Source organism: Streptomyces sp. NPDC002817 (genome assembly GCF_053592055.1).
In genome coordinates, this window is sequence record NZ_JBSFUY010000006.1 from 23,773 (window position 1) to 48,331 (window position 24,559).

The following is a 24,559-nucleotide window of genomic DNA, read 5'->3' on the forward strand; positions in this document are numbered from 1 at the left end:
TGGCAGCTGTCTCTAGGGTGCGGCATCAACGAACCTTTCTGGATCAACTCCGAAACTTTCGGTCCAGTGGACGGGCGTAGACGCCCCGTCCCGTACCCAAGGAGCACACCATGGGCGACCCGGCACTGTCCCGCCGCGGCTTCCTTTCGGCGTCCGCCGCGGCCGGTCTGGGCATGACCGCACTGAGTGGCTGCGGTGACTCGGATGATGAGGGGTCGTCCGACGGGACGACCACCATCGAATGGTGGAACATCTCCACCACCGAGCCGGCCAAGAGCGTCTGGGCGGCCCTCGCCAAGAAGTTCGAGGCCCAGAACCCCAAGGTCAAGCTGAAGATCGTGCAGTTGGAGAACGACGCCTACAAGTCGAAGATGACGGCACTGATCGCCTCCGGGAAGCTCCCCGACATCTTCCACACCTGGGGCGGCGGCGTCCTCAAGCAGCAGGTCGACGCGGGTCTCGTCGAGGACCTCAGCGACCGGACGAAGCCGTGGGCCGACGGCCTGCTGAAGGTGTCGAAGGAGGCCTACCTCCTCGACGACAAGGTGTACGGCATCCCGTTCGACATCGGCATGATCGGCTTCTGGTACAACAAGGCGCTCTTCAAGCAGGCTGGCATCAGCGAACCCCCCACCACCTGGGGCGCGTTCCTCGAAGCCGTCAGCAAGCTGAAGTCGAAGAACATCACCCCCATCGCCCTCGCGGGCAAGGAGAAGTGGCCCGGCATGTACTACTGGGCCTACCTCGCGATGCGCACCGCCGGCGCGAGCGCCCTGCAGAAGGCCTATGACGACAAGGACTTCACCGGCGCCGAGTTCATCCAGGCGGGTGCCCACCTCAAGACCCTCGTCGATCTCGAGCCGTTCCAGAAGGGCTACCTCAACGCCGCCTACTCCACCCCGACCGGCCAGGCGGCCACCGTCGGCAACGGCAAGGCGGCCATGGAGCTCATGGGTCAGTGGGCCCCGAACGTACAGGCCGACTCCGGCAAGGGCCTCGGGAAGGACCTGGGCTTCTTCCCGTTCCCCGCGGTCGAGGGCGGCAAGGGCACCATCACCGAGGTGTTCGGCGGCGGCGGTGGGCACGCCCTGCGCCGGGGCGCCCCGCAGGCGGCCGTCGACTTCCTGAAGTTCTTCGCCTCCGAGGCCACCGACCTGGAACTGGTCAAGAAGACCGGCACCCTCCCGGTGGTCCCCGGCGCCGAGAGCGCCATCGCCGACCCCAACATCAAGGCCGTACAGACGCAGCTGAACGCCGCCACCGGCTTCCAGCTCTACCTCGACCAGGCGTACGCCCCCGCCGTCGGCCAGGAGGTCAACGACAGCGTGGCCGCGCTCATCGCCGGTTCCAAGTCCCCCGAACAGGTCGCCCAGTCGATCACGAAGACCGCGAAGGAAGAGCAGTAGCAGGCGATGACCTCCACGTTCCTCGCAGACAAGCGGAGCGGCCCCGGCGCCGATACCCCGCCCCCGGACACCGTCAGGGCCCGGGGGCGGGCCCGGCGGCGCGTCCTCAACTGGCTCACCGCGATGGGCTTCCAGCTGCCCGCCCTGGTCCTCTTCTCCGGGCTCGTGCTGCTGCCGATGCTGTTCGCCCTGTACGCCGCCTTCTTCCGCTGGGGCGGCTTCGGGATGCCCGAGGACTACGTCGGTGTCGACAACTTCACCGACCTCTTCGACAACCCGGTCTTCCTGGGCGACCTGTGGCGCTGCCTCGTCCTGGTCGCCCTCACGCTCGCGATCCAGCTGCCGTTCGCGCTCGCCATGGCGGTCCTGCTCAACCAGCGGCTGCGCGGCCGGGCCGTCTACCGGATGCTGTTCTTCGCGCCCTACGTGCTGTCCGAGGCCATCACCGGCGTGCTCTTCAGCATGGTGTTCGCCCCGGACGACGGACTGGCCGACCATCTCCTCGGCAGCATCGGCCTCGACAGCCTCGGTGGCGAGTGGTTCGCCGACCAGTCCTATGTGATGGCGACCCTGTTCATCGTCATGACCTGGAAGTACTTCGGCTTCCACATGATGCTCCTGCTGGCCGGACTCCAGTCCGTCCCCCGGGAGTTGACCGAGGCGGCGCTGATCGACGGCGCCAATGCCTGGCAGCGCTTCCGCAGCGTCACCCTGCCGCTGCTCGCGCCCACCATCCGTATCAGCGTCTTCCTGGCCGTCATCGGCTCGATCCAGCTCTTCGACCTGGTGTGGGTGATCACCCAGGGTGGCCCCGACCACCACTCCGAGACCATGGCCGTGACCATGTTCCAGTACGGCTTCAAGCGTTACCAGGTCGGCTACGCCAGCGCGATCAGCGTGGTGATGTTCGGGATCTGCCTCGTCTTCGCCCTCGCCTACCGGCGGTTCGTGCTCCGCCGCGACCTCGAAGGGGCCACCACCACGATGAGGGGGGCCGGGAAATGAGCCGCAGGAACGCCCGCACGTTGCCCTTGCACCTCATCCTCGTCGCCGTCGGCGTCGTCATGCTCGTACCCCTGGTGTACGCAGTCCTGTCCGGCTTCAAGTCCACCGACGAACTCTCCAGCAACCCCTTCGGACTGCCGAAGCGCTGGCTGGGGAGCAACTACACCGACATCATCGGCGGAAGCGACTTCTGGAAGCTGCTCGGCAACAGCACGCTGATCGCGGTCGCCACGACCGTGCTCGTCGTCGCGGTGTCCGCGCTCGCGGCCTTCTCCTTCGCCCGGTTCGCCTTCCGGGGCCGGGAGGTGCTGTTCACCTTCTTCACGATGGGGCTGATGTTCCCCTTCGCGGTGGCCGCCCTGCCCCTGTTCCTGCTGCTGCGCTATCTCGGTCTGCTCGACAACCCGCTGGGCGTGATCCTGCCGCAGGCCGCGTTCGGGCTGCCGATGACCATCATCATCCTGCGCGCCTTCTTCCGGGAGATCCCCGGCGAGCTGGAGGAGGCGGCCACCCTCGACGGGTGCAGCTCCTTCGGCTTCTTCTGGCGGGTGCTGCTGCCCATGGCCCGGCCCGCACTCGGCACCGTCTCGGTGCTCGCCGTCGTCACCAGCTGGAACAACTTCATGCTGCCGCTGCTGGTGTTCACCGACAACACCTGGTGGACGCTGCCCATCGGCGTCCAGCAGTTCCAGGGCCAGTACTCCGCGGAGTACGCCCGTGTCTTCGCCTATCTCGTCCTCGCGATGGTTCCCGCCCTCGCCTTCTACTCGGTCGCCGAGCGCCAGCTCGTCGGTGGCCTCACCGCCGGAGCCACCAAAGGCTGACGGCGGTCGTACGGCTCACCCACCCCCGCACGTGAGGAGTCGCACCATGCGCAAGAACCGTCTGAGACTCGTCGGCGTCCTCGCCGCCGGTCTGATGGCTGCCGGAGTAGGTGCCGGTGTACCCGCCCAGGCGCACGACCAGCCGACCACACTCGCCGACCTCGCCCAGCGGCACGGCCGTTACTACGGCAGCGCCACCGACAATCCCGAACTCGTCGACGAGCCCTACAAGGCGATCCTCGGCAGCGAGTTCGACATGATCACCCCCGGCAACGGCCAGAAGTGGTACGCCACCGAGCCCCAGCAGGGTGTCTTCGACTTCTCCAAGGGCGACGAGATCGTGAACCTCGCTCGCGCCAACCACCAGCGGGTACGCGGCCACACCCTGGTCTGGCACAGCCAGCTGCCCGACTGGCTGACCAGCCGAGAGTGGACGGCGACCGAGCTGCGGGCCGTGCTGAAGAAGCACATCCAGACCGAGGTACGGCACTACCGCGGCAAGATCTACGCCTGGGACGTCGTCAACGAGGCCTTCAACGAGGACGGCACCTACCGCGAGACGATCTTCTACAAGACACTCGGCCCCGGTTACATCGCCGACGCGCTGCGCTGGGCCCACCAGGCCGACCCGAAGGCCAAGCTCTACCTCAACGACTACAACGTGGAGGCGGTCGGCCCCAAGAGCGACGCCTACTACAAGCTGGCCAAGGAGCTGAAGGCGCAGGGCGTCCCGCTGCACGGCTTCGGCCTCCAGGCGCACCTCGCGCTCCAGTACGGGTATCCGACGACCCTCGAGGACAACCTGCGGCGCTTCGCCAGGCTCGGCCTGGACACCGCGCTCACCGAGGTCGACATCCGGATGATCCTGCCCGCGGACGAGACCAAGCTGGCCACACAGGCCCAGTGGTACCGGGACCTGACCGACGCCTGCCTCGCGGTGCGCCGCTGCGTCGGCATCACGCTCTGGGACTACACCGACAAATACTCCTGGATCCCGGCGTTCTTCGAGGGCCAGGGCGCGGCGCTCCCGTGGGACGAGCAACTCCGCCCCAAGCCCGCCTACTTCGCGATCAAGGAGGCGCTCAAGAAGTAGCGGTACGGCGGTGAGACGCCCGGCGGCTGGGCAAGGAGGGGAGTCCGCCGGGGTGCGGCCCGGCCCGGCGGTGTGGCTCACCGCCGGGCCGGTGCCGGGTCAGCGTGCCGGGGGCGCGGTGCTCGCGCGGACCACGAGTTCCGTGCCGAGCTCCACCCTCGGTGAGTCCGGCTGCTCGTCGCGGGCCAGCTTGAGCACCGTGCGGACGGCCAGCTTGCCCATGTCGGCGAGCGGTTGACGGACCGTGGTGAGCGGCGGGGCGGACCAGCGGACTTCCGGAAGGTCGTCGAAACCGACCAGGCTCATGTCCTCCGGGACCCGGAGCCCGCGTCTGCGCAGCGCCTCGATCGCGCCGAGCGCCATCTGGTCGCTGGCAGCGAAGATCGCCGTCGGCGGTTCGGCCAGGTCCAGCAGCACGTTGCAGCCCTCGAAGCCGGACTCGGGGTGGAAGTCGCCGGGGACGACGAGGGAGTCGTCGACCGTGAGCCCCGTGCCCTCCAGCGCGGCGCGGTAGCCGTCGAAGCGGGCCCGGGAGCACAGCAGCCGGGGCGGGCCCGAGATCAGACCGATCCTGCGGTGGCCCAGCGACAGCAGATGCTCGGTGGCCGCCATGCCGCCCGACCAGTTCGCGGCGCCGATGGTGGGGGCGTCCAGCGCGGGGGAGCCCGCCGGGTCGACGACGACCAGCGGGACGCCGAGGATGCGCAACTCCTCGTGCAGCACCGGCTCCAGGACCGAGGTGACCAGGATGACGCCGTCGGAGGCCCGGGCCCGCAGATTACGCATCCACTCGCGGGCGTCGCCGGAGCGGCCGTGGATCGCCGAGACCACGGTGCCGACGCCGGCCGCGTGCGCCACCTCCTCGACCCCGCGGATGATCTCCACCGCCCAGGGGCTGTCGAGGTCGTTGAAGACCAGGTCGAGCAGGGCCGCACCGCTGGCGGAGGTGCTCGGGCGCTTGCGGTAGCCGTGCAGGCGGAGCAGTTCCTCCACGCGGGCCCGGGTCCTGGGCGACACGTCGGAGCGGCCGTTGACGACCCGGGAGACGGTCGGCACGGAGACGCCGGCCTGTCGGGCGATCTCGGTGATCGTGACCCGGCCCCCGGTCTCGGGCGCCCCCTCGGTGTCGACCTCGTGTGCTGTCAACTCCCCACCTCCGTCGACGGATCGAAACTTCCAGGAGTCTTCCGGAAAACGGGTGCCCATGGGAAGTGCGCCAGGGAGAAGAGCGCATTCCGCATGGGGGACTACACGGAGTGATCGCCCCCGGACATGCGTCGGGGCCGGTTCGCAGCACAGGTCTGCGGGCCGGCCCCTCAAGTCACCGGGCGGTCGGTCCCACCGCGCGGTAGCGCCTCAGGCGGCGGTCATCACCTTTTCGGTGCCCAGTGGGCGGTGCGGGGCGATGATCTTGCCGTCGGGCAGGAGCTCACCGGTGTCCTCGAACTGCAGAACGCCGTTGCACAGCAGGCTCCATCCCTGCTCCGGGTGGTGCGCCATGAGGCGGGCGGACTCCCGGTCGGCGGATTCGGCGGTCGGACACGGCGGCTGGTGCTGGCACATTGGTGGGATCTTTCGCTTTGTCGTGGTTTTCATAGCTGCCCCCGTTGTGATAAGTCGGTCGGAACCAGTGTTGCCCCACGGGCGTCAATCCGCAGGGATTTGGCAGCACCGCTACTCACAGGTTCATGACGCATCACCCGCGCGGACGGTTCATTCCAACTCCGCTGTCTCTTCGGGTGGTTCGGGATGGTCGGATGGGGCTAGTCCGGACGGGGTGCGGGCACGAAAAGGGCTCGTACGAGCTGCTTTTCGCTCGTACGAGCCCCATAATCGAAGATGTCAGGCGAGCTGTCCCAGAAGCGGGGCCGGAGTCGCCCGGTGGGTCAGCACCGGGAGCAGTTCGGCGACGCGGTGCGGCCGGTGGGCCGCGATACCGGGCGGTGCGGGCGCCAGCGGGACGAGCAGATCGGTGGCGGCGGGGTGGCCGGTGGCGCCGTCCGCCGTGAGGTCGCCGTGCAGCCAGAGAGTGAGCATGTAGAGGCCCGGGACCGACAGCAGGCGCGGCTGATAGGGCTGTTGCATGGTCTCGGCCTGGCGCAGCGCACGCTCGGTGGAGGCGATGTAGGGGCCCTCGAAGAAGTGCGAGAAGGCCCAGCCGTCCGGGGTCAGCCGGGTCTCGGCGGCGGCCACCGCGCGCTCCTGGCAGCGGATCAGGAAACGCCACCCGGTCAGTCGGGTGGCGGAGGCGCCCGCGGCGGTGATCTCGTCAAGTACGTGTACGGGCAGGGGGAGTTCGGGGGTCGCGGGTCCCTGTGCGGTGCGCAGGGAGGGAGTCCGGGCCTCGCGGACGGCGGTGGGCGAACCGAGCGCGGTGAGGACGGAGCGAAGTGCGGGCGCGGGAGCCGGGGGGACATGCAGCGGCATGGTGGGTCGCCTCTCATTCGACAGGCACAGTGGCGCGAGGACGTGGGCGGACGGCGCTGTCAGCTCGCGGGGTCAGAGAGGCGGGGCCGGGTCATGGGTGCGTGGGATGTGCGTGAGACCTGCCGTACGTCACCTCGACGACAGGATCAACAGACCGTCGGCGCCAACCTTCTGCCTCGTTCGCGGAGTTTATACGACACGTGTTCAGACGGTGTTTCGTCTACCCGTTTCCGACGTGAACAGCAAGGGTCCATTCAGTCGGCGATACGTGGGAATCATCCCGTTTTTCGGCGAGGATGCGGCGGTGACCTCGATGAATACCGAGGGCGCGGTCGGCCAATTCTCGTCGGCGTTTTTCACGAGGCGTGCGGGGAACCCGAAACTGCACAGTGCCGCATGCCCGGTGAATGTGCCGCCGGTCACTTCGAACAGCGTAGCGGGCACCAAGACCGCGCGGGACGTTATCGATCGTCTCCACTGGGCATCATCCCACGTGACCCGATACCGGCGGCCGGATCTTCGGTCCGCCCATCCAAGGAGGGACGCTCGATGGGGGAGAAGGTCGCGGCAGGTCGGTTCGACCTGTCCGATCGGCAGCTCTACCGCGGCAAGCTCCGCAAGTGCCTGACGGGACTGGAGCGGCTGCTGGCGGAGAAGCGGTTCGATCGCCCGAAGAACCTCATGGGGCTCGAGATCGAATTGAATCTCGCCGGTGCGGACGGTATGCCGAAAATGTTGAATGCGCAGGTTCTCGAGCGTATCGCAAGCCGAGATTTCCAAACAGAACTCGCCATGTTCAACCTGGAAGTAAACATAGCCCCACATCCCTTGGGTGGCCGGGTATTCGACCGGCTCGCCGAAGAACTGCGCACCTCGCTGGCATATGCCCATCGAAAAGCGGGAGAGCTCGACGCGGGAATCGTGATGATCGGCATTCTGCCGACGCTCGACCGGGACGACCTGGTCTCCTCCAACCTCTCGGACGTCGACCGTTACGCACTGCTCAACGAACAGATCGTGGCCGCCCGGGGCGAGGACTTCGTCCTGGACATCGACGGGGTCGAGCATCTCGTCTGCACCTCGAAGTCCATAGCCCCGGAAGCCGCCTGCACCTCCGTGCAGTTGCATCTCCAGGTCACCCCGGGCCGCTTCGCCGACGTGTGGAACGCGGCGCAGGCCGTCGCGGCCGCGCAGATCGCCGTAGGAGCCAACTCCCCCTTCCTGTTCGGGCGTGAGCTGTGGCGGGAGTCGCGGCCGCCGCTGTTCCAGCAGTCCACCGACACCCGGCCGCCCGAGCTCCAGGCGCAGGGTGTGCGGCCGCGGACCTGGTTCGGGGAACGGTGGATCTCCTCGGCGCACGACCTGTTCGAGGAGAACCTGCGCTACTTCCCGGCCCTGCTGCCGATCTGCGACGACGAGGATCCGCTACGGGTCCTGGACGAGGGGGGCGTCCCCTCACTCGCCGAACTCGTCCTGCACAACGGCACCGTGTACCGCTGGAACCGGCCGGTGTACGGCATCGCCGACGGTGTCCCGCATCTGCGGGTGGAGAACCGGGTCCTGCCCGCGGGGCCCACCGTCACCGACGTCATCGCCAACGCCGCCTTCTACTACGGCGTGGTCCGCGCCCTCGCCGAGGACTCCCGGCCGGTGTGGAACCGGCTGCCCTTCGAGGCCGCCGCCGCCAACTTCGACGCGGCCTGCAAGCACGGCATCGAGGCCCGCTTCGACTGGCCGCGGCGCGGACGGTACGGCGGCGGGCTGACCCAGGTCGACGCCGTCACCCTGGTGCGCGACGAACTGCTGCCGCTCGCGTCGGCGGGCCTGGACGCGTGGGGGGTCGAACCCGCGGACCGGGACCTGTACCTGGGCGTGATCGACGAGCGGTGTCGCCGGCGGGCCAACGGGGCGACCTGGCAGGCCGCGACGTTCCACCGGGCCCTGGAGTCGGGCCTCGACCGCGACGCCGCACTCGCCGCGACGACCCGGCGGTACGCCGAGCTGATGCACCTCGGTGAGCCGGTGCACACCTGGCCGGTGGGGTTGCCGGAGCCGGTGCCCCTGGGGTGAGCGGCCGGGGAAGGTGCTCGGGGAAGTCCAGGGCTGAACGGCCCCGCTCAGCCCTGCCCGCTCCCCTCCGCCCCCGCCGCCACGATCGCCTTGAGGATCACCTCGTGGATCTGGGACGGGTCGGAGACCTCCTGGCCCGTGCCACCGGTGGACTTCGCTATCTGCTGGGCCTCTTCGCGGTCGGCGTCGGGGCCGACGGCGATCATGATCAGCGGGACCGGGCGGTCGGGGTCGGTGAGTTCCTGCAGACGCCTGATGAGCGTGGAGCGGGAGATGCTGCCGGGGTCCTGGTTGACGCCGTCGGTCAGCACGACCAGGGCGTTGAACTTGCCCTTGGCGTAGGAGGCGGTGGCCTCCGTGTACGCGGCGAGCGTGGTGTCGTACAGGCCCGTCGCGCCGTTCGGGACCGGAGCCAGTTCGCTGAAGGCCGCCGACAGCTTGTCCCGTTGGGTTCCGCCGTCCTTGTTGTCGCCGAGGCGTCCGGTCGGGACGAGGACGCGGTAGTCCTTGTCGCCGTCCAGCTTGGTGGAGAACTGCCACAGACCGATCTCGTCCTCCGGCGTGAACGTGGCGAGCGCCTGGAGGAGGGATGCCTTGGTCACGTCCATGCGTGACCGGTTCGTGCCCGGGACCAGCTCGGACATGGAGGAGGACGCGTCGACGACCGTGGTGACCCGCGCGCTCTGCACCGTGATCGTCCATGTGCCGAGGGCTTCCTGGAGGGCCCCCTCCGAGGCCGGCTTGAGGGGGTCCTGCGCGTACGGCTGCGGCTTGCTGCCGCCGGCCCGCGTCACCAGCGTCTGCGCGACCTCGTCGACGGAGGTGCGGAACCCGTACTTCCCCATGAGCCGGCGCTGCTCGGGCTTGCGCAGATAGTTCATGAACTTCAGCGCCGCCCGGCTCTCGTCGGTGCTCAGCGCCGACTGGTCGACCAGCGAGTACGGGTAGTCGAGCCGGGGCGAGCCGTCCTTCGGGTAGAAGAGGTCGAGGCCCTCGCCGTCGGCCGCGGTGTTGTAGGTGAACGCCGCCTGCTCGCTGAGGATCAGCGCCTGGTTGCGCTTCGGGTTGCCCTGTTCGGTGCCCGAGGCATCGCGCGGCAGCGTGTCCAGGACCTGGGTGTCGCTGTCGGAGGTGCGCTGCGACAGGGTCTTCATCATGGCCGCGGCCTGGGTGTCCCCGTCCTTGATCTCGGCGGCGCCGGTGCCCAGCTGGGTGAGGGCGAGCAGTCCGGTGGCGCTGCGCGAGGGGTCGGCCGAGCCGAGCTTGAGGGAGTCGTCCTGCATCGTGGCGCCGACCAGCTCGATCCAGCTGTACGACTTCTTCGGCCACCCCAGCGACTTGGCGGCCTCCGGGACCATGGCCACGCCGACCGGACTGGAGGCGAAGCTGCCGACCGGGGTCACCTCCGTCGCCTTGGTGTCCGCGGCGATCCGCTGGACCCACAGCTCCGAGTCCGGTACCCACACCTGGACGTCGGTCTGCCTGCCGGCCAGCAGTGTGTCCGTGAGCTTGTACGAGTCGTGCGCGGTCACCTCGACGTCGACGCAGCGCCCGTCGGAGGTGAGGCTGATGTCACGGGCCCGCTGCGCGGCGGCGCGCAGGGCGGGGGTCATGTCGGGTGAGGCGGCGAGCTTCAGGTCCACCGCGTCGTCCTGACAGGAGGAACCGAAGGAGAGCAGTCCGCTCTGGACGGCGGCCGCGGTGCCGCCCGCGACGGTCAGGACGAGCACGGTCGCGATGGCCACCGAACGGCGGCGGGTGCGTGGGCGGGGGTCGCTGCCGCCCGCCCCATACTGATCGGGCAAGCTGTGACGTCCCATGACTGTGGTGCCCCTCCCTGTTGTCACCTTCTGCCGGTCTCACGGCCGTATGGCATGCAAAGGGGAGGTCAGCCCCGTACGGTGTCCGTCCCCCAACGGCCAGTCGCGCACGATCTTCGCAACTTCTTTCGAGACCTTAGCGGGGCGGCGATGGGGATGGGACGGGATTACTGAATTGGAGTCAGGTGTGCAGGGAGAGGCGGGCCGCGTGGCCGATTCTTTTCCAGAGGAGGGGCCTTCGCGGCGGATCTTCCGGGATGAGACGCTGCTCGTTCTGGGGCTTTCGCTCGGTGCGAGCGGAGTGTCCGCCCTGATCAGCTTTGTCGGATCGGTCACCAAACCGGGCGGCCTCAAGGACCAGGCGGCCACCCTCAACGCCTCGGCCGCGCCGGGCCGCCCCTGGCTCGATCTGTCCTGGCAGCTCTTCGGGATCGCCTCGTCCCTCGTGCCCGTCCTGCTCGTCGCGCACTTCCTGCTGCGCGAGGGCGGGAGCCTGCGCACCCTCGGCTTCGACCGCACCAGGCCGTGGCCCGACCTCGGCCGCGGGGCGGCGGTCGCGGCGGTGATCGGCAGCACCGGAATCGCCTTCTACCTGGCCGCACGCGGGCTGGGGTTCAACCTCACGGTGGTTCCGGAGGCGCTGCCCGAGGTGTGGTGGAAGTACCCGGTGCTGATCATGTCCGCGATGCAGAACGCGATCCTCGAAGAGGTCATCGTCGTCGGGTATCTGCTGCGTCGGCTGGGCCAGTTGGGCTGGACGCCCGGGTCCGCGCTGATGGCCAGTTCCGTACTGCGCGGCTCGTACCACCTCTATCAGGGCATCGGTGGCTTCATCGGCAACATGGTGATGGGCGTGGTGTTCGTCTACCTCTACCGCCGGTGGGGGCGGGTGGGGCCCCTGGTGGTGGCGCATTCGCTGCTCGACATCGGGGCGTTCGTCGGCTACGCGCTGCTGGCCGGGAAGGTGGACTGGTTGCCGACGGCGTAGCCGCCGGCAGCCCGCGTCGGGGGTCAGACGAGCAGGTCGCCCTCGATCGTCGTGACCGCCCGGCCGGTGAGGAGCGTGCGGTCGCCGGCCAGCCGGGTGCGGACGCGGCCGGAGCGGGGCGAGGCCTGCAGACCGGTGAGTTCGGTACGGCCCAGGCGCTCGGACCAGAAGGGCGCGAGGGCCGTGTGAGCGCTGCCGGTGACCGGGTCCTCGTCGATGCCGACGTTGGGGAAGAAGCAGCGGGAGACGAAGTCGTAGCCGAGCGCCGGGTTCTCGGCGCGGGCGGTGGCGATGATGCCGCGCTCCGAGTAGGCGCCGAGGGCCTTGTGGTCGGGGGTGAGGGCGTGGACGGTCTTCTCGTCGGCGAGCTCGACGAGGAGGTCGCCGACGTTCGGACCGGTGTCGAAGGCGATGAGCGGCTCGGCGCCGAGGGCCGTCGCGACCCCCTCCGGGGGCTCGACCGGGGTCAGCGGCGCGGTCGGGAAGTCCAGAGTGATCGACCCGTCCGCACCGGGCGTCGCGATCAGCACACCGCTCCGCGTGGCGAACCGCACCGGCCCCTCGTGGGCACCGGTGGTGTGCAGCACATGGGCCGTGGCCAGCGTCGCGTGCCCGCACATGTTGACCTCGGCGGCCGGCGTGAACCACCGCAGCGCCCAGTCGGCCTCGCCGCCCTCGGGAAGACGGTGGGCGAACGCCGTCTCGGCGTGATTGACCTCGACGGCGATGTTCTGCAGCCGGTTGTCGTCCGGGAAGGCGTCCAGCAGCAGGACCCCGGCCGGGTTGCCGGCGAAGGGCCGGTCGGTGAAGGCGTCGACGATTCGAATACGCATGACACCGACGCTAGGCCGACCCGAAGTCGCAGGCCAAGGCCAATTCCGGGTCACTGGACCGATTTGGGGACGGCCAGCACCCGCACCAGCGCCCCGACGGCTGTCGTGGCATCCGGCGTGGTGAGCACGAGCACGGGATCCGGGGTACGCAGGAGCCGCCCGCGCCAGACCCGGAAGACGGCACTCCCCCCGGGCCCGTTCGTGTCGTAGGAGATGCTCCCCGGTACTTCACGGCCGAGTCCTCCGCCCGGCTCCCAGTAGGGCAGTCCGTCCTCGAAGCGCAGGTAGTTGTGGCTGATGTACGGATACCACCGGCGCAACGGGCTCTCGCGGGCGGCGAGCACGAGTTCCTCCGCGAGCGGCGGTACCCAGGACGGCCCGCTCCGCACGGCGTCGTCGTCGCTTCTCGCGACCCGCACCAGCCAGTCCCACTGCTCGCGCAGCACCCGCGCACCGTCGTCGTCCCCCACGGACCGAGTCTGGACGCGCCCCCGGAGATGGTGCAACGTCGTCAACGCGTCCCGTGCTCAGACCAGTTCAGGAGGTCACCATGACCAAGCCGTCCGTTCTCGCCGCGCTGTTGTCCGGGCTGCGGAGTGGCGCGATCGAGGTCGTCGACCTCACGTCGACGCTGTCGTCGGAGACGCCGGTGATCCGGTTGCCGGAGGGGTTCGGGCAGACGCAGGTGTTCGAGTTGGAGGAGATCAGCCGTTACGACGACCGGGGGCCGGCCTGGTACTGGAACAACTTCCGCACGGGTGAGCACACCGGTACGCACTTCGACGCGCCCAACCACTGGGTGACCGGCAAGGACCTCGCGGACGTGGCCTCCGTACCGGTGAGCCGGCTGATCGCTCCCGCCGCCGTGATGGACTTCTCCGCCCTGGCCGCCAAGGACCCCGACTTCCTCGTCGAGGTGGACCACATCAAGGCCTGGGAGGCCGAGAACGGCCCGTTGCCCGAGGGCGGGTGGCTGCTGCTGCGCACCGGCTGGGACGCGCGCTCGCACTCGCAGGAGGAGTTCCTCAACGCTGACGAGAACGGCCCGCACACCCCGGGCCTGTCCCCGGAGTGCGCCCGCTGGGTCGCCGAGGAGTCGCCGGTGATCGGCCTCGGCACCGAGACGGTCGGCACCGACGCCGGAGGCGCCCACTCCTTCGACCCGGCCTTCCCGTGCCACTCCTACCTGATGGGCAACGACAAGTACGGCCTGACCCAGCTCCAGAACCTCGCGGAACTGCCCGCCACCGGTGCCGTCGTCATCGCCGGTCCGCTTCCGATCCTCAAGGGCTCCGGCTCACCCGCCCGCGTCCTCGCCCTGGTGGAGCGGTCATGAAGGTCGCCGAAGCCGTCGGCCGGGCCCTGACCGCGGCCGGCGTGGACCATGTGTTCGGCGTGGTCGGCTCCGGCAACTTCCACCTCACCAACGCCATGGTGGCCACCGGGGCCCGCTACGTCGCCGCCCGCCACGAGGGCGGAGCGGCCACCATGGCCGACGCCTACACGCGGATGACCGGGAGGGTCGCCGCGCTGAGCGTGCACCAGGGGCCCGGGCTGACCAACGCCCTGACCGGCATCGCCGAAGCCGCCAAGAGCCGCACGCCCCTTCTCGTGCTCGCGGCCGAGGCGACCCGGCCCACCTCCAACTTCCACGTCGACCAGGAGGCGTTGGCCCAGGCCGTCGGCGCGGTCACCGAGCGCGTGACCTCCCCGCACTCCGCGGTCGAGCAGGCCTGCGACGCCGTACGACGCGCCCTGCACGAGCGCCGTACCGTACTGCTCAACCTCCCCCTGGACGTGCAGGCCCTGGACCTGCCCGACACCGCCGCCATCGCCGCCGCCCCGCCACCCGCGCGGGCCGCCGTCGAGCCGACCCAGTCCGATGTGGCGGCCCTGGTGGCCGCCCTCGAACGCGCCCGCCGCCCCGTCTTCGTGGCCGGCCGGGGCGCCCGCTCACCCGGCGGCCGCGACGCCCTCACCGCGCTCGCCGACCACCACGGCGCGCTGCTCGCCACCTCGGCCGTGGCCCACGGTCTGTTCCACGGCGACCCCTGGTCGCTCGGCATCTCCGGCGGCTTCGCGTCCGACCTGACGGCCGAACTGATCCAGGGCGCCGACCTGATCGTCGGCTGGGGCTGCGCTTTGAACATGTGGACCATGCGGCACGGCCGCCTCATCGGTCCGGACGCCACCGTCGTCCAGGTCGACGACGACGCGTCGGCCCTCGGCGCCCACCGGGAGGTCCACCTCGGTGTCGTCGGTGACGTGGCCCGCACCGCCCGGCGCGCACTCGACGCGGGCGGCGCACGGCGGGAGGGGTACCGCGGAGCGGCCATCGGCGTGGGGGTGCGCCGACGGGACGTGCCGTACGAGGACGAGAGCACCCGGGACCGTATCGACCCGAGGACGCTGAGCATCGCGCTGGACGACATCCTCCCGGCGGAGCGGGTCGTCGGCGTGGACTCCGGGAACTTCATGGGCTACCCGAGCGCCTATCTGTCGGTGCCCGACCAGGACGGCTTCTGCTTCACCCAGGCTTTCCAGTCGATCGGCCTGGGTCTGGCGACCACGATCGGCGCGGCCCTGGCCCGGCCCGACCGGCTGCCGGTGGCCGTGCTCGGCGACGGCGGCGCGCTGATGGGCGCGGCCGAGCTGGACACCGTACGCAGGCTGGGGCTGCCGATGGTGGTGGTCGTCCACAACGACGAGGGCTACGGGGCGGAGGTGCACCACTTCGGGCCCGACGGCTTCCCGCTCGACACGGTCACCTTCCCGCCGACCGACATCGCCGCCATCGCCCGCGGCTACGGCTTCGAAGCGGTGACCGTGCGGACGCGCGCCGATCTCAAGGCGGTCGAGGACTGGGTGGCGGGGCCACGGTCGGTGCCGCTGCTGGTCGACGCCAAGGTGGCGGGGGAGCACGGGGCCTGGTGGCTGGAGGAGGCCTTCCGAGGGCACTGAGGGTCGGCCGCGTTGTTCGGTCGGGCTGTCAGTCGAGCTGGATGAGTCCCCGGCGCGCGGCCTCCGTCACGGCGGCCGCGCGGTTCTCCACCTTCAGCTTGCGGTAGACGCGCACCAGGTGGGTCTTGACGGTCGCCTCGCTGAGGAACAGGGCCTGGGCGATGGCCCGGTTGCTCAGACCCTCCGCCGCCAGCCGTACGACCTCGACCTCGCGCCCGGTCAGATCCACGTCGGGGCTGACCACCTGGCCGACGAGTTCGCCGACGACCTCGGGGGCGAGGGCCAGGGCGCCGGCGGCGGCGCCACGGACCGCCCGGAAGAGCTCCTCGGGCGGCCCGGCCTTCAGTACATATCCCCGGGCGCCCGCCTCCAGCGCCCGCACGACGTCGGTCCGCCCGGAGAAGCTCGTCAGCATCAGCGCGGGCACGGCCGGGGCCTCGACGGTCAACCGGCGGACCGCCTCGATGCCGTCGACGGCGCAACCGGCGAACCGGAGGTCCATCAGCACGACGTCCGGCTTCAGCTCCGCGGCGAGCCGTACGGCTTCCTCGCCGCTGCCCGCCTCCGCGATGACCTCGAGATCCGGTTCCCCCTCCAACAGGGCCCGTAGCCCGGCGCGTACGACGGCGTGGTCGTCCGCGATCACCAGCCGTACGGTCATCCGGCGGTCGCCGAGGTCAGACGGGGAGCCGCCGCAGGCAGCACGGCCCGGACCCGGGTGCCCCGGCCGGGCGCGCTGGTGACCCGCAGGTCGCCGCCGCACTCGAGGAGCCGGGCGCGCGCGGCGGGCAGGCCGAAACCGCGGGTCGGCCGGGCGAGAGCCCCGGCGCCCGCCGGGTCGAAGCCCACTCCGTCGTCCTGTACGTCGAGTTCGATCCGGTCCGCCTCGTGGTGAAGAGTGACCAGGACGTTCACCGCGCGGGCGTGCTCGCGGACATTGGCCAGCGTGCCCTGCGCGACCCGGAACAGGGCGGCGGCCGCCTGCTCGTCCAGGACGGGACGGGACTCGCCCGCGGACCGGAATCGCACCTGGGCGGCCGACCCCTGCTCCGCCTGGACGCACAGCAGCCGCAGCGAGCCCTCGAGCCCCTCCTCGGCGACGGCGGACGGTGTGAGGTCGTGGATGATCCGGCGGGTCTCGGCGAGATTGCCGTCCAGGCCGTCGGCCACCGCGCGCACCCGGGTACGGGCAGCGTCCGGCCGCCGGTCCCAGTCCCGCTCGGCCGACTGGAGCAGCATCAGGCTGCCCGCGAGTTCCTGGGCCAGTGTGTCGTGCAGGTCGCGGGCGATCCGGGTGCGTTCGGCCAGTACGCCGGCCTCGCGCTGTTGTCCGGCGAGGATGTCGCGGGTGCTCCGCAACTCGTCGAGGAGGCGCTGGCGTTCGGCGGCGTCCCGCTGCTGCGTCCGGTAGAGGGCCACGGTGCCCCAGACCGCCGCGACCGGGATCAGTGCCATCTCCAGGTCGAGCCGGCCGGTCGAGCCGACCAGCCGCCAGCCCAGTACGACGGAGATCGCGGCCACCGCGACCAGCGCCGCCCGCTTCCCCAGAGCCCGCAGGGCCGCGCACGCCAGCGGTACGCCGCACCAGGCGTACGCCCAGGTCACCGGCGCCTCGGCGAGGAACACGAGGAAGCTCCAGAGACCGATCAGCGTCGTGATCCAGGCGAGCCGGAGGGCGGCGCCGAGCCGGCTCCACAGGCCCAGACCCGCCCCGTACACCACGGCCAGCAGCCCGCTGAGGCTGACCATGTGCCAGCACAGCGGGCTGTTGAGATCGACGAGCCGCACGGCGGCGGCGCCGACGACCAGGAAGAACACGAAGTGCGGGGCGTGTTCCAGGGCGTGTCGGGTGCCGCGGACGGGAGCGCGGTCGGTCACGGCAGATCCCCTTGGACTCACTGATCCACTTGGACAGGGCGTCCGAGTCTATCCGGGGGCTGTATGACCGATGTGAAGAGCCGGGGCGCGCTGTCCGCCCCTACGCGCCGGGGTGCAGTCCCGGCCAGCCGGGCGTGGGGTCGCCCTTCACCTCGCCGAAGTACAGGGCGAAGGTCTGCTTCCAGCGCTCGATCGCGGCACGGTCGGCCATGAAGCGGGGGAAGCCGTCGAGGTGCGCGTTGGGGTACTCCCAGACCGGCTTGAGGCCTGCCGGGGGAGTGACGTCGGTACGCACGGACCAGCCGTTGAAGGACCCCTGCTGGGTGGCGAGCGACAGCTGCCAGTTGAGGTACAGCTTGGCCGCGGTCGGGTTCGCGGCCTGCTTCAGGATCGCCGCGCGCTGGCCCCACGCCATGAACGGGGCGCTGTCCGGGACGACCCACTTCACGGGCCCGGTGGCGAGGGGGGCGCCCGATCCGCCGACACCGATCGCGTGGGTGCCGGCGCGGACCGCGTCGCCGGGGGAGTTGCTGCCCCGCGCGAAGCGCACGTCCTGGGCGGCGAGCTTGGCCACCCACTCCCAGCCGTACTTCTGGGCGTAGAGCGAGTAGAGGTAGAGGACCGCGTCGTCGTCGTGCGGGTAGGAGGAGGCGATCCTGCCCTTCCACTTCGGGTCGACCAGGTCCAGTGGGGTACGCGGGGCGTCCGAGCCGACCGCCGAGGTGTCGTACATGAAGCTGAAGCCGATCGCCCCGATGGCGACCCAGGCGCCGTGCGGGTCCTTGAACCTGTCGTACACCTTGGAGAACCCGGCGGGCTTGTAGCGCAGGAGCCTGCCCTGCTCCTTCCAGCGCGTGAAGTCCTGGAGGGTCTGCAGTTGTACGACGTCGGGGACGAGGGTGTCGGTCGCGAACTGGTTGTCGACGCGGACGTCGTGGTACTTGCTGTAGTCCACGACCAGGGTCAGGTCGATGTCCGGGAAGCGCTTGAGGAACGCGGCCTTGGTGAAGTCCTGCTGGGTCGGGGTGTCTCCGCCGGCGTAGAGGACGAGCTTCCCGCCCTCCGCGAGGGCCGCCTTGTAGAGCTCGTCGAGGGTCCTGGTCTCCTCGGATCCGGTGGTACGCGCGGTGGGGGCGGCCTGGGCCGGGTTGGCGCCGAGCGCACCGATACCGATGGCCGCACCGGCGCCGGTGGCGAGGACACGTCGTCTGCTGGGGAAGCTGGACATGCTGCGGGGGCCTCTCTGCTGGGGGGTGAGGTACGCAGCTTGCTCGTTCCCGGTGGGTGTTCGCGTCCGCCGGGCGGAGCGATGGGCGCGCCGGAGTGGTATCCGCGGTTCAACCGAACGATTGACCAGGCCTTTCGGTAGAGGCTTGCCTTGCGAACTATTCCGATATATCGTTGACGCATCGCGACAGATCAACGATGGATGGAGTGATTGCGATGCGTTCCCATGGATTCGAACGTGGACACGGTGGACCCGGCCCCCGCGGCGGCCGAGGCGGCTTCGACGGACGGCGTGGTGCCTTCGGCCCCTTCGGGCCGGGTGGCGGCCCCGGTGGTTTCGGCGGACCGGGCTTCGGCGGCCCGGGCCCCTGGGGGCCTCGAGGGCGTGGCGGACCGAGGGGGAGGGCGCGGCGCGGCGATGTACGTGCGTCGATCCTGGCCCTGCTCAGGGACCGGCCCATGCACGGGTACGAGATGATCCAGGAGATCGCCGAACGCAGCGGCGGGGCGTGGAAGCCCAGCCCGGGTTCGGTGTACCCCACCCTCCAGCTGCTGGAGGACGAGGGTCTGATCGCCAGCGAGAGCGAGGGCGGCAAGAAGCTGTTCGCGCTCACCGAGGCGGGCCGCACCGCGGCCGAGGAAGGCCCGGACGCGCCCTGGGAGGAAGCCTCCCGCGGCGTCGACTTCGAGGCGCTGAACGAGATCCGCCAGGCCGGCTTCGGGCTGATGGAGGCTTTCGGCCAGGTCTGGAAGACCGGCAGCAAGGAGCAGCGCGAGAAGGCCCTCGCGGTCATCACCGATGCCCGCAAGAAGCTGTACCTGATCCTCGCCGACGAGGACTGACGGTCACGGAGCCGTGAAAAAGGCGCCCCGCGGAGCGATCCGCGGGGCGCCTTCGTGTCCGCTGCCGGGCTGCCGTCAGGTCACCAGCCCGGCCAGCTTGCGCAACGACTCGTTGAGCGCGGCGGTCGCCGAGTCCTTGAGCTTGCCCGCCATCAGCGCGACCGCGGCGCCCGTGAACTCGCCGTCGATACGGACCGTCGTCGCGTCGCCGTCCGGGGTGAGGGTGTAGCGGTTGGCGACGGTCACCGCCATCGGGCCCTTGCCGCGGATGGCCAGCACCCGGGCCGGCTCCAGTTCCTCGATGGTCCACTCGACCTCGGCCGGGAAGCCCATCAACTTCATGTTCTCCTGGAACGTGGCGCCCACCTCGAGGGCCGTGGGGCCGCCCTGCGGGAAGCTGGTGTGGGTGGCGTTCCACTGCCCGTACGCGGGCCAGTCCGTGAGCTGTGCCCACACCTTCTCGGCCGGTGCCTCGATGCGTGCCTCCGCGCTGACTTCGGCCATGCGACCACCCCTTCGACTCGGGCTACGGTGTCGCGGAACGTAGCCGCAGGGCCTGAAACATTCAATGCTGATGAACCGTCAGAAAGTGTGGAGACCCCGGACCGGGGGTGCCGCTCAGGCCACGAGCCGTATCACCGCCGCGTCGAACAGGTCCCACGCCCGCGGGAAGGCGCTCTCGTCGTGGCAGTGCCACGCCTCCCAGAACAGGTCGGCGAGCAGCGCGTCCTCCGGGGCGTACACCCGGTACACGTACTGCCTGCCGTCGATGGCCGGCAGAGCCACCAGCCAGTACCTGCTCTCCATGTCCGTGTTGGACGAACGAGGGAGCACAGTGGTTGCGTGCGGGGCGCGGGGCAAGGAGGCACGCGCCGCCGCGGGGTGAACGGCCTGATCTCATCCGTAAGGAGGAGATTCCGGCCACCGGGGTCCACTCTGTGTGGGACGCGAAGATGGTTCCCTTCGGGGATGACCCGGGTCGGCGTGGCTGATGAGGTGGGGGATGTGCCACCCCGTATCCCCCGGCAATCCGTGAACGAGCCGGGCAGCAACCGCGCGGACATCGATGCCAGGCTCGGCGAAGAGCTGGCGACGGTGGTCTCCGGAGCGCGCCGCCGATCGGTCCGGGACGGGGACCGGCAGATCGACACGGCCCATCTGCTGCACTCGCTCCTGGAGTACGACCCCGAGGTGCGCGCCGTCTTCGAGGACGGCCCGCAGCTCGCACGGCTGCTCGGCTATCTCGTGCAGCGCAGCATCGGCTACGGACTGCGCTGGCAGGGCAGCGTCGAGGACTCCGGCGCGGTCCCCGTGGTGACCGAGGCGGAAGGCCTCTCGCCGCTGGCCGCGGGCGCGATGGAGTACGCCGGTGAGCGCGCCGTCCACCGCGGCGCCGACCGCGCGAACGGGATGGACCTGCTGGCGGCCCTCCTCGTCGACCCGCAGGCCCGCGCTGTCGAGGTCCTCACCCGCGCGGGCATCGACGCGGGCGCGGTGCCGGGCCGGATCGAGAGCCGGGCGCAGAGCGCTTCCTGAGCTCGACGCGGCACCCCCTGGTCTGCCCGCGGGCGCCCCCTTGTCCCACTCATGGGCCACCCCTTTGCCTCTGCTGCGCCGGTCCAGCCGCTGAGACAGGTGTCATCGGGGATGACGCTCCTGTCATCGCCTGTCATCATGTGTCGGTGCATACGACTGACAGCAGGGGCGGCAACCGCGGAAAGGGCGTCGGGCTCGGGCTCGCGCTCGCGTCGGCGGTCGCCTTCGGAGGATCCGGTGTCGCGGCCAAGCCGCTGATCGAGGCGGGACTCGACCCGCTTCATGTGGTGTGGCTGCGCGTGACCGGCGCGGCGCTCGTGATGCTGCCGCTCGCCGTCCGGCACCGTGCCCTGCTGCGCAGTCGCCCCGCGCTGCTCGCCGGGTTCGGACTGCTGGGCGTGGCCGGGGTCCAGGCGTTCTACTTCGCCTCGATCTCCCGCATACCCGTCGGCGTCGCGCTGCTCGTCGAGTACCTCGCCCCCGCCCTCGTCCTCGGCTGGGTCCGCTTCGTGCAGCGGCGACCGGTCACGCGGGCCGCCGCGCTCGGGGTGGTCCTCGCGGTCGGCGGGCTCGCCTGTGTCGTGGAGGTCTGGTCGGGGCTGAGCTTCGATGCCGTGGGCCTGCTCCTGGCGCTGGGTGCCGCCTGTTGCCAGGTCGGCTACTTCGTCCTGTCCGACCAGGGCAGCGACTCCGGTACCGACGCCCCCGATCCGCTCGGCGTCATCGCGTACGGCCTCCTCGTCGGCGCCGTCGTGCTCACCGTCGTCGCCCGCCCCTGGACGATGGACTGGTCCGTCCTCGGCGGCACCGGGGACATGAACGGCACCCCGGTCGCCGCCGCCCTGCTGCTGTCCTGGATCGTCCTCGTCGCCACGGTCGTCGCCTACGTCACCGGCGTGGTCTCCGTACGTCGCCTCTCCCCGCAGGTCGCCGGAGTCGTCGCCTGCCTCGAAGCGGTCATCGCGACCGTCCTGGCCTGGGTCCTGCTCGGCGAGCACCTGTCCGCCCCGCAGATCATCGGCGGCGCGGTCGTGCTGGCCGGCGCCTTCATCGCGCAGTCCTCGGCCCCCGCGCACCCCGCCCCTGAGCCGGTGGCGAGCGGCGGCCCGGAAAGGGAGTTGTCGGCCCGGTCGAGCGCCTCCTAGGCTGCCGATCATGCATTCCCACCGCGTCATCCTCGCGCCGCCCGCCGCCTGAGGCGGGCCCTCCGGAGATCACGCCCGGCTGTGCGCCGGGCGCAACGGTGCTGCCCGCGGACGAAGTCCACGGATCCCGCTGAGCCGGGTTCCTCACTTCTCCATGTCTGCGGAGACGACAAGTGTCGAATGCTGCTTCCGGCCTGCCCATCGGGCGAGGCCTTCTCTATCTGATCATCGCCGGTGCCGCCTGGGGCACCGCGGGCGCGGTCGCCGCGCTGGCCTACGGGGTCAGCGACCTGGGACCGGTCGCCCTTTCCTTCTGGCGCTGCGCTTCCGGGCTCGTACTGCTCACCGCCGTACGCCTGGTGCGCCCGCGGCGCCGGACCGCCGTACGGGAGCCGTTCCGTCGCAAGGGACTGCGGGCGGGTGCCACGGGTCTTGGGCTCGCCGTGTTCCAGACCGGCTATTTCGCGGCGGTGGAATCCACCGGACTCGCCGTGGCCACGGTCGTCACGCTCGGCGCGGGTCCCGTCTTCGTCGCGCTCGGCGCACGACTGACCCTGGGGGAGCGGCTCGGGCGCGGCGGGGCCGTCGCCGTCGCCGGCGCGCTCGCCGGTCTCGGGGTGCTGACGCTCGGCGGCGAGGGTTCGACCCTCCGTCCGTCGGGCGTTCTGCTCGGGCTGGTGTCGGCGGCCGGAGGGGCGTCGATGACGCTGCTCACGCGCCGCTGGGGTCGTGACGGCGGAGCGGACGCCGCCAGTACGTCCTTCGGGGCGTTCGCCGTCACCAGCGTGCTGCTGCTGCCGTTCGCCCTGGCCGAGGGCCTGGTACCGCACACCGCGCGGCCCGGCCCGCTGCTCGTGCTGCTGGTCTACCTCGCGGCCGTCCCCACGGCCCTCGCATACGGCCTCTACTTCGCGGGCGCGGCCGCCGTACGGTCGGCCACCGTGTCCGTGATCATGCTGCTCGAGCCGGTAGGCGCGGCGGTGCTAGCCGTCGTCCTGCTCGGCGAGCGGCTGACGACGCCGACCCTCGCCGGCACTCTGCTCATGCTCGGGGCTGTCACGGGGCTCGCATGGGCGGAGGCGCGCGGAGCGCAACGGCCGGTGGTCTGACGCCGAGGGGCCCTCGCCTTGTGGTGAGGGCCCCTTCGCTCAGGCTCCGCGGCGGCGCAACAGATGCTCGCGCGCCGCCGCGTCACCCGGCGCTGACCGTTCCGTCAGCCTCTCCACGATCCGGTCCTGCACCTCCGGCGTCCGATGGTTCGCGTACTTGAACTTCGCGCGTACACCGGTGACTTCGAGCCGCACACCTCGCAGACCGGAGAGCAGTCGGCCGTACGGCGCCTCGCCGACCGCCACCTCGGCGGAGCCGCCTTCCGGCTGGAAGTGGCCGACCTGGCGGTTGAGCAGCGCGGCCTTCTCCGCCGGGTCGTCCACGACATGGGCCCGGCAACGGAGTTGGACCGCCGCGTAGAAGCTGGTCGGTGTGCCGTGTTCGGGTGGGCTGTCCGGGGGCGCCTGCCAGGGGCCGGGGACGTACACGTAGTCGTCGACCACGCTCAGCACGACCTCCGGGTCCGCAAGCAGCGCGGCCCACACCGGGTTCGGCCGGGCCAGATGTGTCAGGACCACTCCGCCCGGGGCGTCGTACGTGAAGTGCAGCGGCTGGGCGTACGGCGGCTCGCCGTCCAGGCCGTTGACGACCAGCGTGCCGAAGTCGTGCACGGCCAGCCACTGTTGCCATTCGGCGTCGTCGTGGGGCGCGTCCCAGGGGTGGATCAGCATCACAGAGCCCCGAGATAGTCGGGCAGTTCGGTCCCGGGGGCCAGGAGCGGGTCGGCGACCGGGGTCTCGTAGCCCTTGCGCAGCGGGACCACTCCGGCCCAGTGCGGGAGGTCGAGGTCCTCGGGCTCGTCGTTCACGCCACCGGTGCGGATCTTCGCGGAGACCTCGTCCAGGTCGAGCCGGATCACGGCGGTGGCGGCCAGCTCCTTCTTGTTGGCGGGCCGCGAGTCCTTGGAGCGGCCGGCCACGACCTGGTCGACGAGCGCGTCCAGGGCGAGGAGCTTCTCCTGCGGGTCCGTCACGTCGTACGCGGTGCCGTGCACCACCACGGAGCGGTAGTTCATCGAGTGGTGGAAGCCCGAGCGGGCCAGGATCAGCGCGTCGACATGGGTCACCGTCAGGCACACCGGCAGCCCCGGGTCGGCCTGGCCGGTCATCCGCAGCGGACGCGAGCCCGTCGAGCCGTGCACATAGAGCCGTTCGCCGATCCGGCCGAAGAGCGTGGGCAGCACGACCGGCGCGCCGTCCCGGACGAAGCCGAGATGGCAGACGCAGGCCTCGTCGAGTATCGCGTGCACGACCTCCCTGTCGTACGACGCCCGGTCCGCCGAGCGGGTGGGGACCGTGCGGTCGGTCGCCGGGTAGGCGGTCGGCTGAGACGTCGGCTGCTGGGTCCCCTGCATGACTCTCTCCATTTGCGGTCCATGTTGCACTAGTGCATA

The 24,559-nt window shown here is 70.6% G+C and carries 26 protein-coding genes; 12 read left to right on the plus strand and 14 right to left on the minus strand.

The window, feature by feature from the left end; genetic code table 11:
• The first annotated feature begins 110 nt into the window (after nt 1-110).
• Genes ACWD3I_RS13535 through ACWD3I_RS13550 form a run of 4 tightly spaced genes read left to right on the plus strand, consistent with a single transcriptional unit; the run spans nt 111 to nt 4,328 of the window.
• The gene (locus tag ACWD3I_RS13535; RefSeq protein WP_365408597.1) at nt 111-1,406 is read left to right on the plus strand and encodes an extracellular solute-binding protein; all 1,296 of its coding nucleotides are present in this window, start codon (nt 111-113) and stop codon (nt 1,404-1,406) included.
• A gap of 6 nt (nt 1,407-1,412) precedes the next feature.
• Nucleotides 1,413-2,411, plus strand: coding sequence for a carbohydrate ABC transporter permease (locus tag ACWD3I_RS13540; RefSeq protein WP_365408600.1), 999 nt, complete (start codon nt 1,413-1,415; stop codon nt 2,409-2,411).
• Complete coding sequence (locus ACWD3I_RS13545) at nt 2,408-3,235, plus strand: carbohydrate ABC transporter permease (protein WP_365408603.1); 828 nt, start codon at nt 2,408-2,410, stop codon at nt 3,233-3,235. The genes ACWD3I_RS13540 and ACWD3I_RS13545 overlap by 4 nt, the downstream gene beginning before the upstream one ends.
• Nucleotides 3,236-3,281: 46 nt before the next feature.
• Entirely contained in the window at nt 3,282-4,328 is a 1,047-nt protein-coding gene (locus ACWD3I_RS13550) for an endo-1,4-beta-xylanase (protein WP_365408606.1), read from the plus strand.
• A 99-nt stretch (nt 4,329-4,427) separates the two neighbouring features.
• On the opposite strand, the gene ACWD3I_RS13555 is transcribed toward ACWD3I_RS13550, so the two are convergent.
• The 4 genes from ACWD3I_RS13555 to ACWD3I_RS13570 form a co-directional block, all read right to left on the minus strand.
• Nucleotides 4,428-5,474 (minus strand): LacI family DNA-binding transcriptional regulator, encoded by a 1,047-nt coding sequence (locus ACWD3I_RS13555; protein ID WP_365408609.1) that lies wholly within the window; start codon nt 5,472-5,474, stop codon nt 4,428-4,430.
• Between the two features lie 210 nt (nt 5,475-5,684).
• The gene (locus ACWD3I_RS13560; protein ID WP_365408612.1) at nt 5,685-5,891 is read right to left on the minus strand and encodes a DUF5999 family protein; all 207 of its coding nucleotides are present in this window, start codon (nt 5,889-5,891) and stop codon (nt 5,685-5,687) included.
• Nucleotides 5,892-6,170: 279 nt separating this feature from the next.
• A complete protein-coding gene (locus ACWD3I_RS13565) occupies nt 6,171-6,755 on the minus strand; it encodes a hypothetical protein (protein ID WP_361547331.1) in 585 nt (194 codons plus the stop codon).
• Between the two features lie 204 nt (nt 6,756-6,959).
• Nucleotides 6,960-7,178: a hypothetical protein gene (locus tag ACWD3I_RS13570; protein WP_365408615.1), complete on the minus strand. Its 219-nt coding sequence runs from the start codon at nt 7,176-7,178 to the stop codon at nt 6,960-6,962.
• 126 nt (nt 7,179-7,304) lie between these two features.
• Between ACWD3I_RS13570 and ACWD3I_RS13575 the strand changes: the two genes are divergently transcribed.
• Nucleotides 7,305-8,825, plus strand: coding sequence for a glutamate-cysteine ligase family protein (locus ACWD3I_RS13575; protein WP_365408618.1), 1,521 nt, complete (start codon nt 7,305-7,307; stop codon nt 8,823-8,825).
• A 47-nt stretch (nt 8,826-8,872) separates the two neighbouring features.
• Here ACWD3I_RS13575 and ACWD3I_RS13580 read toward each other — a convergent pair whose 3' ends face one another.
• Entirely contained in the window at nt 8,873-10,645 is a 1,773-nt protein-coding gene (locus ACWD3I_RS13580) for a substrate-binding and VWA domain-containing protein (protein WP_365408621.1), read from the minus strand.
• 187 nt (nt 10,646-10,832) lie between these two features.
• Here ACWD3I_RS13580 and ACWD3I_RS13585 point away from each other — a divergent pair, with 187 nt between their 5' ends.
• On the plus strand, nt 10,833-11,633 hold the full coding sequence (locus ACWD3I_RS13585) for a CPBP family intramembrane glutamic endopeptidase (protein WP_365408624.1): 801 nt from the start codon (nt 10,833-10,835) through the stop codon (nt 11,631-11,633).
• Between the two features lie 23 nt (nt 11,634-11,656).
• On the opposite strand, the gene ACWD3I_RS13590 is transcribed toward ACWD3I_RS13585, so the two are convergent.
• Nucleotides 11,657-12,466 (minus strand): PhzF family phenazine biosynthesis protein, encoded by an 810-nt coding sequence (locus ACWD3I_RS13590; protein ID WP_365408627.1) that lies wholly within the window; start codon nt 12,464-12,466, stop codon nt 11,657-11,659.
• A gap of 50 nt (nt 12,467-12,516) precedes the next feature.
• Nucleotides 12,517-12,936 carry a hypothetical protein gene (locus ACWD3I_RS13595; protein ID WP_365408630.1) on the minus strand — a complete coding sequence of 140 codons (420 nt, stop codon included), beginning with the start codon at nt 12,934-12,936 and terminating at the stop codon, nt 12,517-12,519.
• Nucleotides 12,937-13,016: 80 nt separating this feature from the next.
• On the opposite strand from ACWD3I_RS13595, the gene ACWD3I_RS13600 reads away from it, so the two are divergent.
• Nucleotides 13,017-13,802: a cyclase family protein gene (locus ACWD3I_RS13600; RefSeq protein ID WP_365408633.1), complete on the plus strand. Its 786-nt coding sequence runs from the start codon at nt 13,017-13,019 to the stop codon at nt 13,800-13,802.
• Nucleotides 13,799-15,427 carry a thiamine pyrophosphate-binding protein gene (locus ACWD3I_RS13605; RefSeq protein WP_365408636.1) on the plus strand — a complete coding sequence of 543 codons (1,629 nt, stop codon included), beginning with the start codon at nt 13,799-13,801 and terminating at the stop codon, nt 15,425-15,427. Before ACWD3I_RS13600 ends, ACWD3I_RS13605 begins: the two co-directional genes overlap by 4 nt.
• A 28-nt stretch (nt 15,428-15,455) precedes the next feature.
• Here ACWD3I_RS13605 and ACWD3I_RS13610 read toward each other — a convergent pair whose 3' ends face one another.
• From ACWD3I_RS13610 to ACWD3I_RS13620, 3 genes are all read right to left on the minus strand, one after another.
• Nucleotides 15,456-16,088 carry a response regulator transcription factor gene (locus tag ACWD3I_RS13610; RefSeq protein WP_451084088.1) on the minus strand — a complete coding sequence of 211 codons (633 nt, stop codon included), beginning with the start codon at nt 16,086-16,088 and terminating at the stop codon, nt 15,456-15,458.
• Complete coding sequence (locus ACWD3I_RS13615) at nt 16,085-17,305, minus strand: sensor histidine kinase (RefSeq protein ID WP_365407698.1); 1,221 nt, start codon at nt 17,303-17,305, stop codon at nt 16,085-16,087. Before ACWD3I_RS13615 ends, ACWD3I_RS13610 begins: the two co-directional genes overlap by 4 nt.
• A 100-nt stretch (nt 17,306-17,405) precedes the next feature.
• Nucleotides 17,406-18,533, minus strand: a complete 1,128-nt coding sequence (locus tag ACWD3I_RS13620; protein ID WP_365407695.1) for an ABC transporter substrate-binding protein — start codon at nt 18,531-18,533, stop codon at nt 17,406-17,408.
• 215 nt (nt 18,534-18,748) lie between these two features.
• Here ACWD3I_RS13620 and ACWD3I_RS13625 point away from each other — a divergent pair, with 215 nt between their 5' ends.
• Complete coding sequence (locus tag ACWD3I_RS13625) at nt 18,749-19,375, plus strand: PadR family transcriptional regulator (RefSeq protein WP_095046469.1); 627 nt, start codon at nt 18,749-18,751, stop codon at nt 19,373-19,375.
• A gap of 75 nt (nt 19,376-19,450) precedes the next feature.
• Here the strand turns inward: ACWD3I_RS13625 and ACWD3I_RS13630 are convergent, their stop codons facing one another.
• Both ACWD3I_RS13630 and ACWD3I_RS13635 read right to left on the minus strand, forming a co-directional pair.
• A complete protein-coding gene (locus ACWD3I_RS13630; protein WP_365407693.1) occupies nt 19,451-19,879 on the minus strand; it encodes a type II toxin-antitoxin system Rv0910 family toxin in 429 nt (142 codons plus the stop codon).
• A 114-nt stretch (nt 19,880-19,993) separates the two neighbouring features.
• Complete coding sequence (locus ACWD3I_RS13635; protein WP_266833647.1) at nt 19,994-20,182, minus strand: hypothetical protein; 189 nt, start codon at nt 20,180-20,182, stop codon at nt 19,994-19,996.
• A 198-nt stretch (nt 20,183-20,380) separates the two neighbouring features.
• Between ACWD3I_RS13635 and ACWD3I_RS13640 the strand changes: the two genes are divergently transcribed.
• From ACWD3I_RS13640 to ACWD3I_RS13650, 3 genes are all read left to right on the plus strand, one after another.
• A complete protein-coding gene (locus ACWD3I_RS13640; RefSeq protein ID WP_365407690.1) occupies nt 20,381-20,911 on the plus strand; it encodes a Clp protease N-terminal domain-containing protein in 531 nt (176 codons plus the stop codon).
• A gap of 140 nt (nt 20,912-21,051) precedes the next feature.
• Nucleotides 21,052-22,056 carry an EamA family transporter gene (locus tag ACWD3I_RS13645; RefSeq protein WP_365407687.1) on the plus strand — a complete coding sequence of 335 codons (1,005 nt, stop codon included), beginning with the start codon at nt 21,052-21,054 and terminating at the stop codon, nt 22,054-22,056.
• A 173-nt stretch (nt 22,057-22,229) separates the two neighbouring features.
• On the plus strand, nt 22,230-23,165 hold the full coding sequence (locus ACWD3I_RS13650; RefSeq protein ID WP_365407684.1) for a DMT family transporter: 936 nt from the start codon (nt 22,230-22,232) through the stop codon (nt 23,163-23,165).
• A 39-nt stretch (nt 23,166-23,204) separates the two neighbouring features.
• Here the strand turns inward: ACWD3I_RS13650 and ACWD3I_RS13655 are convergent, their stop codons facing one another.
• Together ACWD3I_RS13655 and ACWD3I_RS13660 are read right to left on the minus strand one after the other, a co-directional pair.
• Nucleotides 23,205-23,837, minus strand: a complete 633-nt coding sequence (locus ACWD3I_RS13655; RefSeq protein WP_365407681.1) for an FMN-binding negative transcriptional regulator — start codon at nt 23,835-23,837, stop codon at nt 23,205-23,207.
• Complete coding sequence (locus ACWD3I_RS13660) at nt 23,837-24,520, minus strand: pyridoxamine 5'-phosphate oxidase family protein (protein WP_365407678.1); 684 nt, start codon at nt 24,518-24,520, stop codon at nt 23,837-23,839. Before ACWD3I_RS13660 ends, ACWD3I_RS13655 begins: the two co-directional genes overlap by 1 nt.
• Nucleotides 24,521-24,559 lie beyond the last annotated feature (39 nt).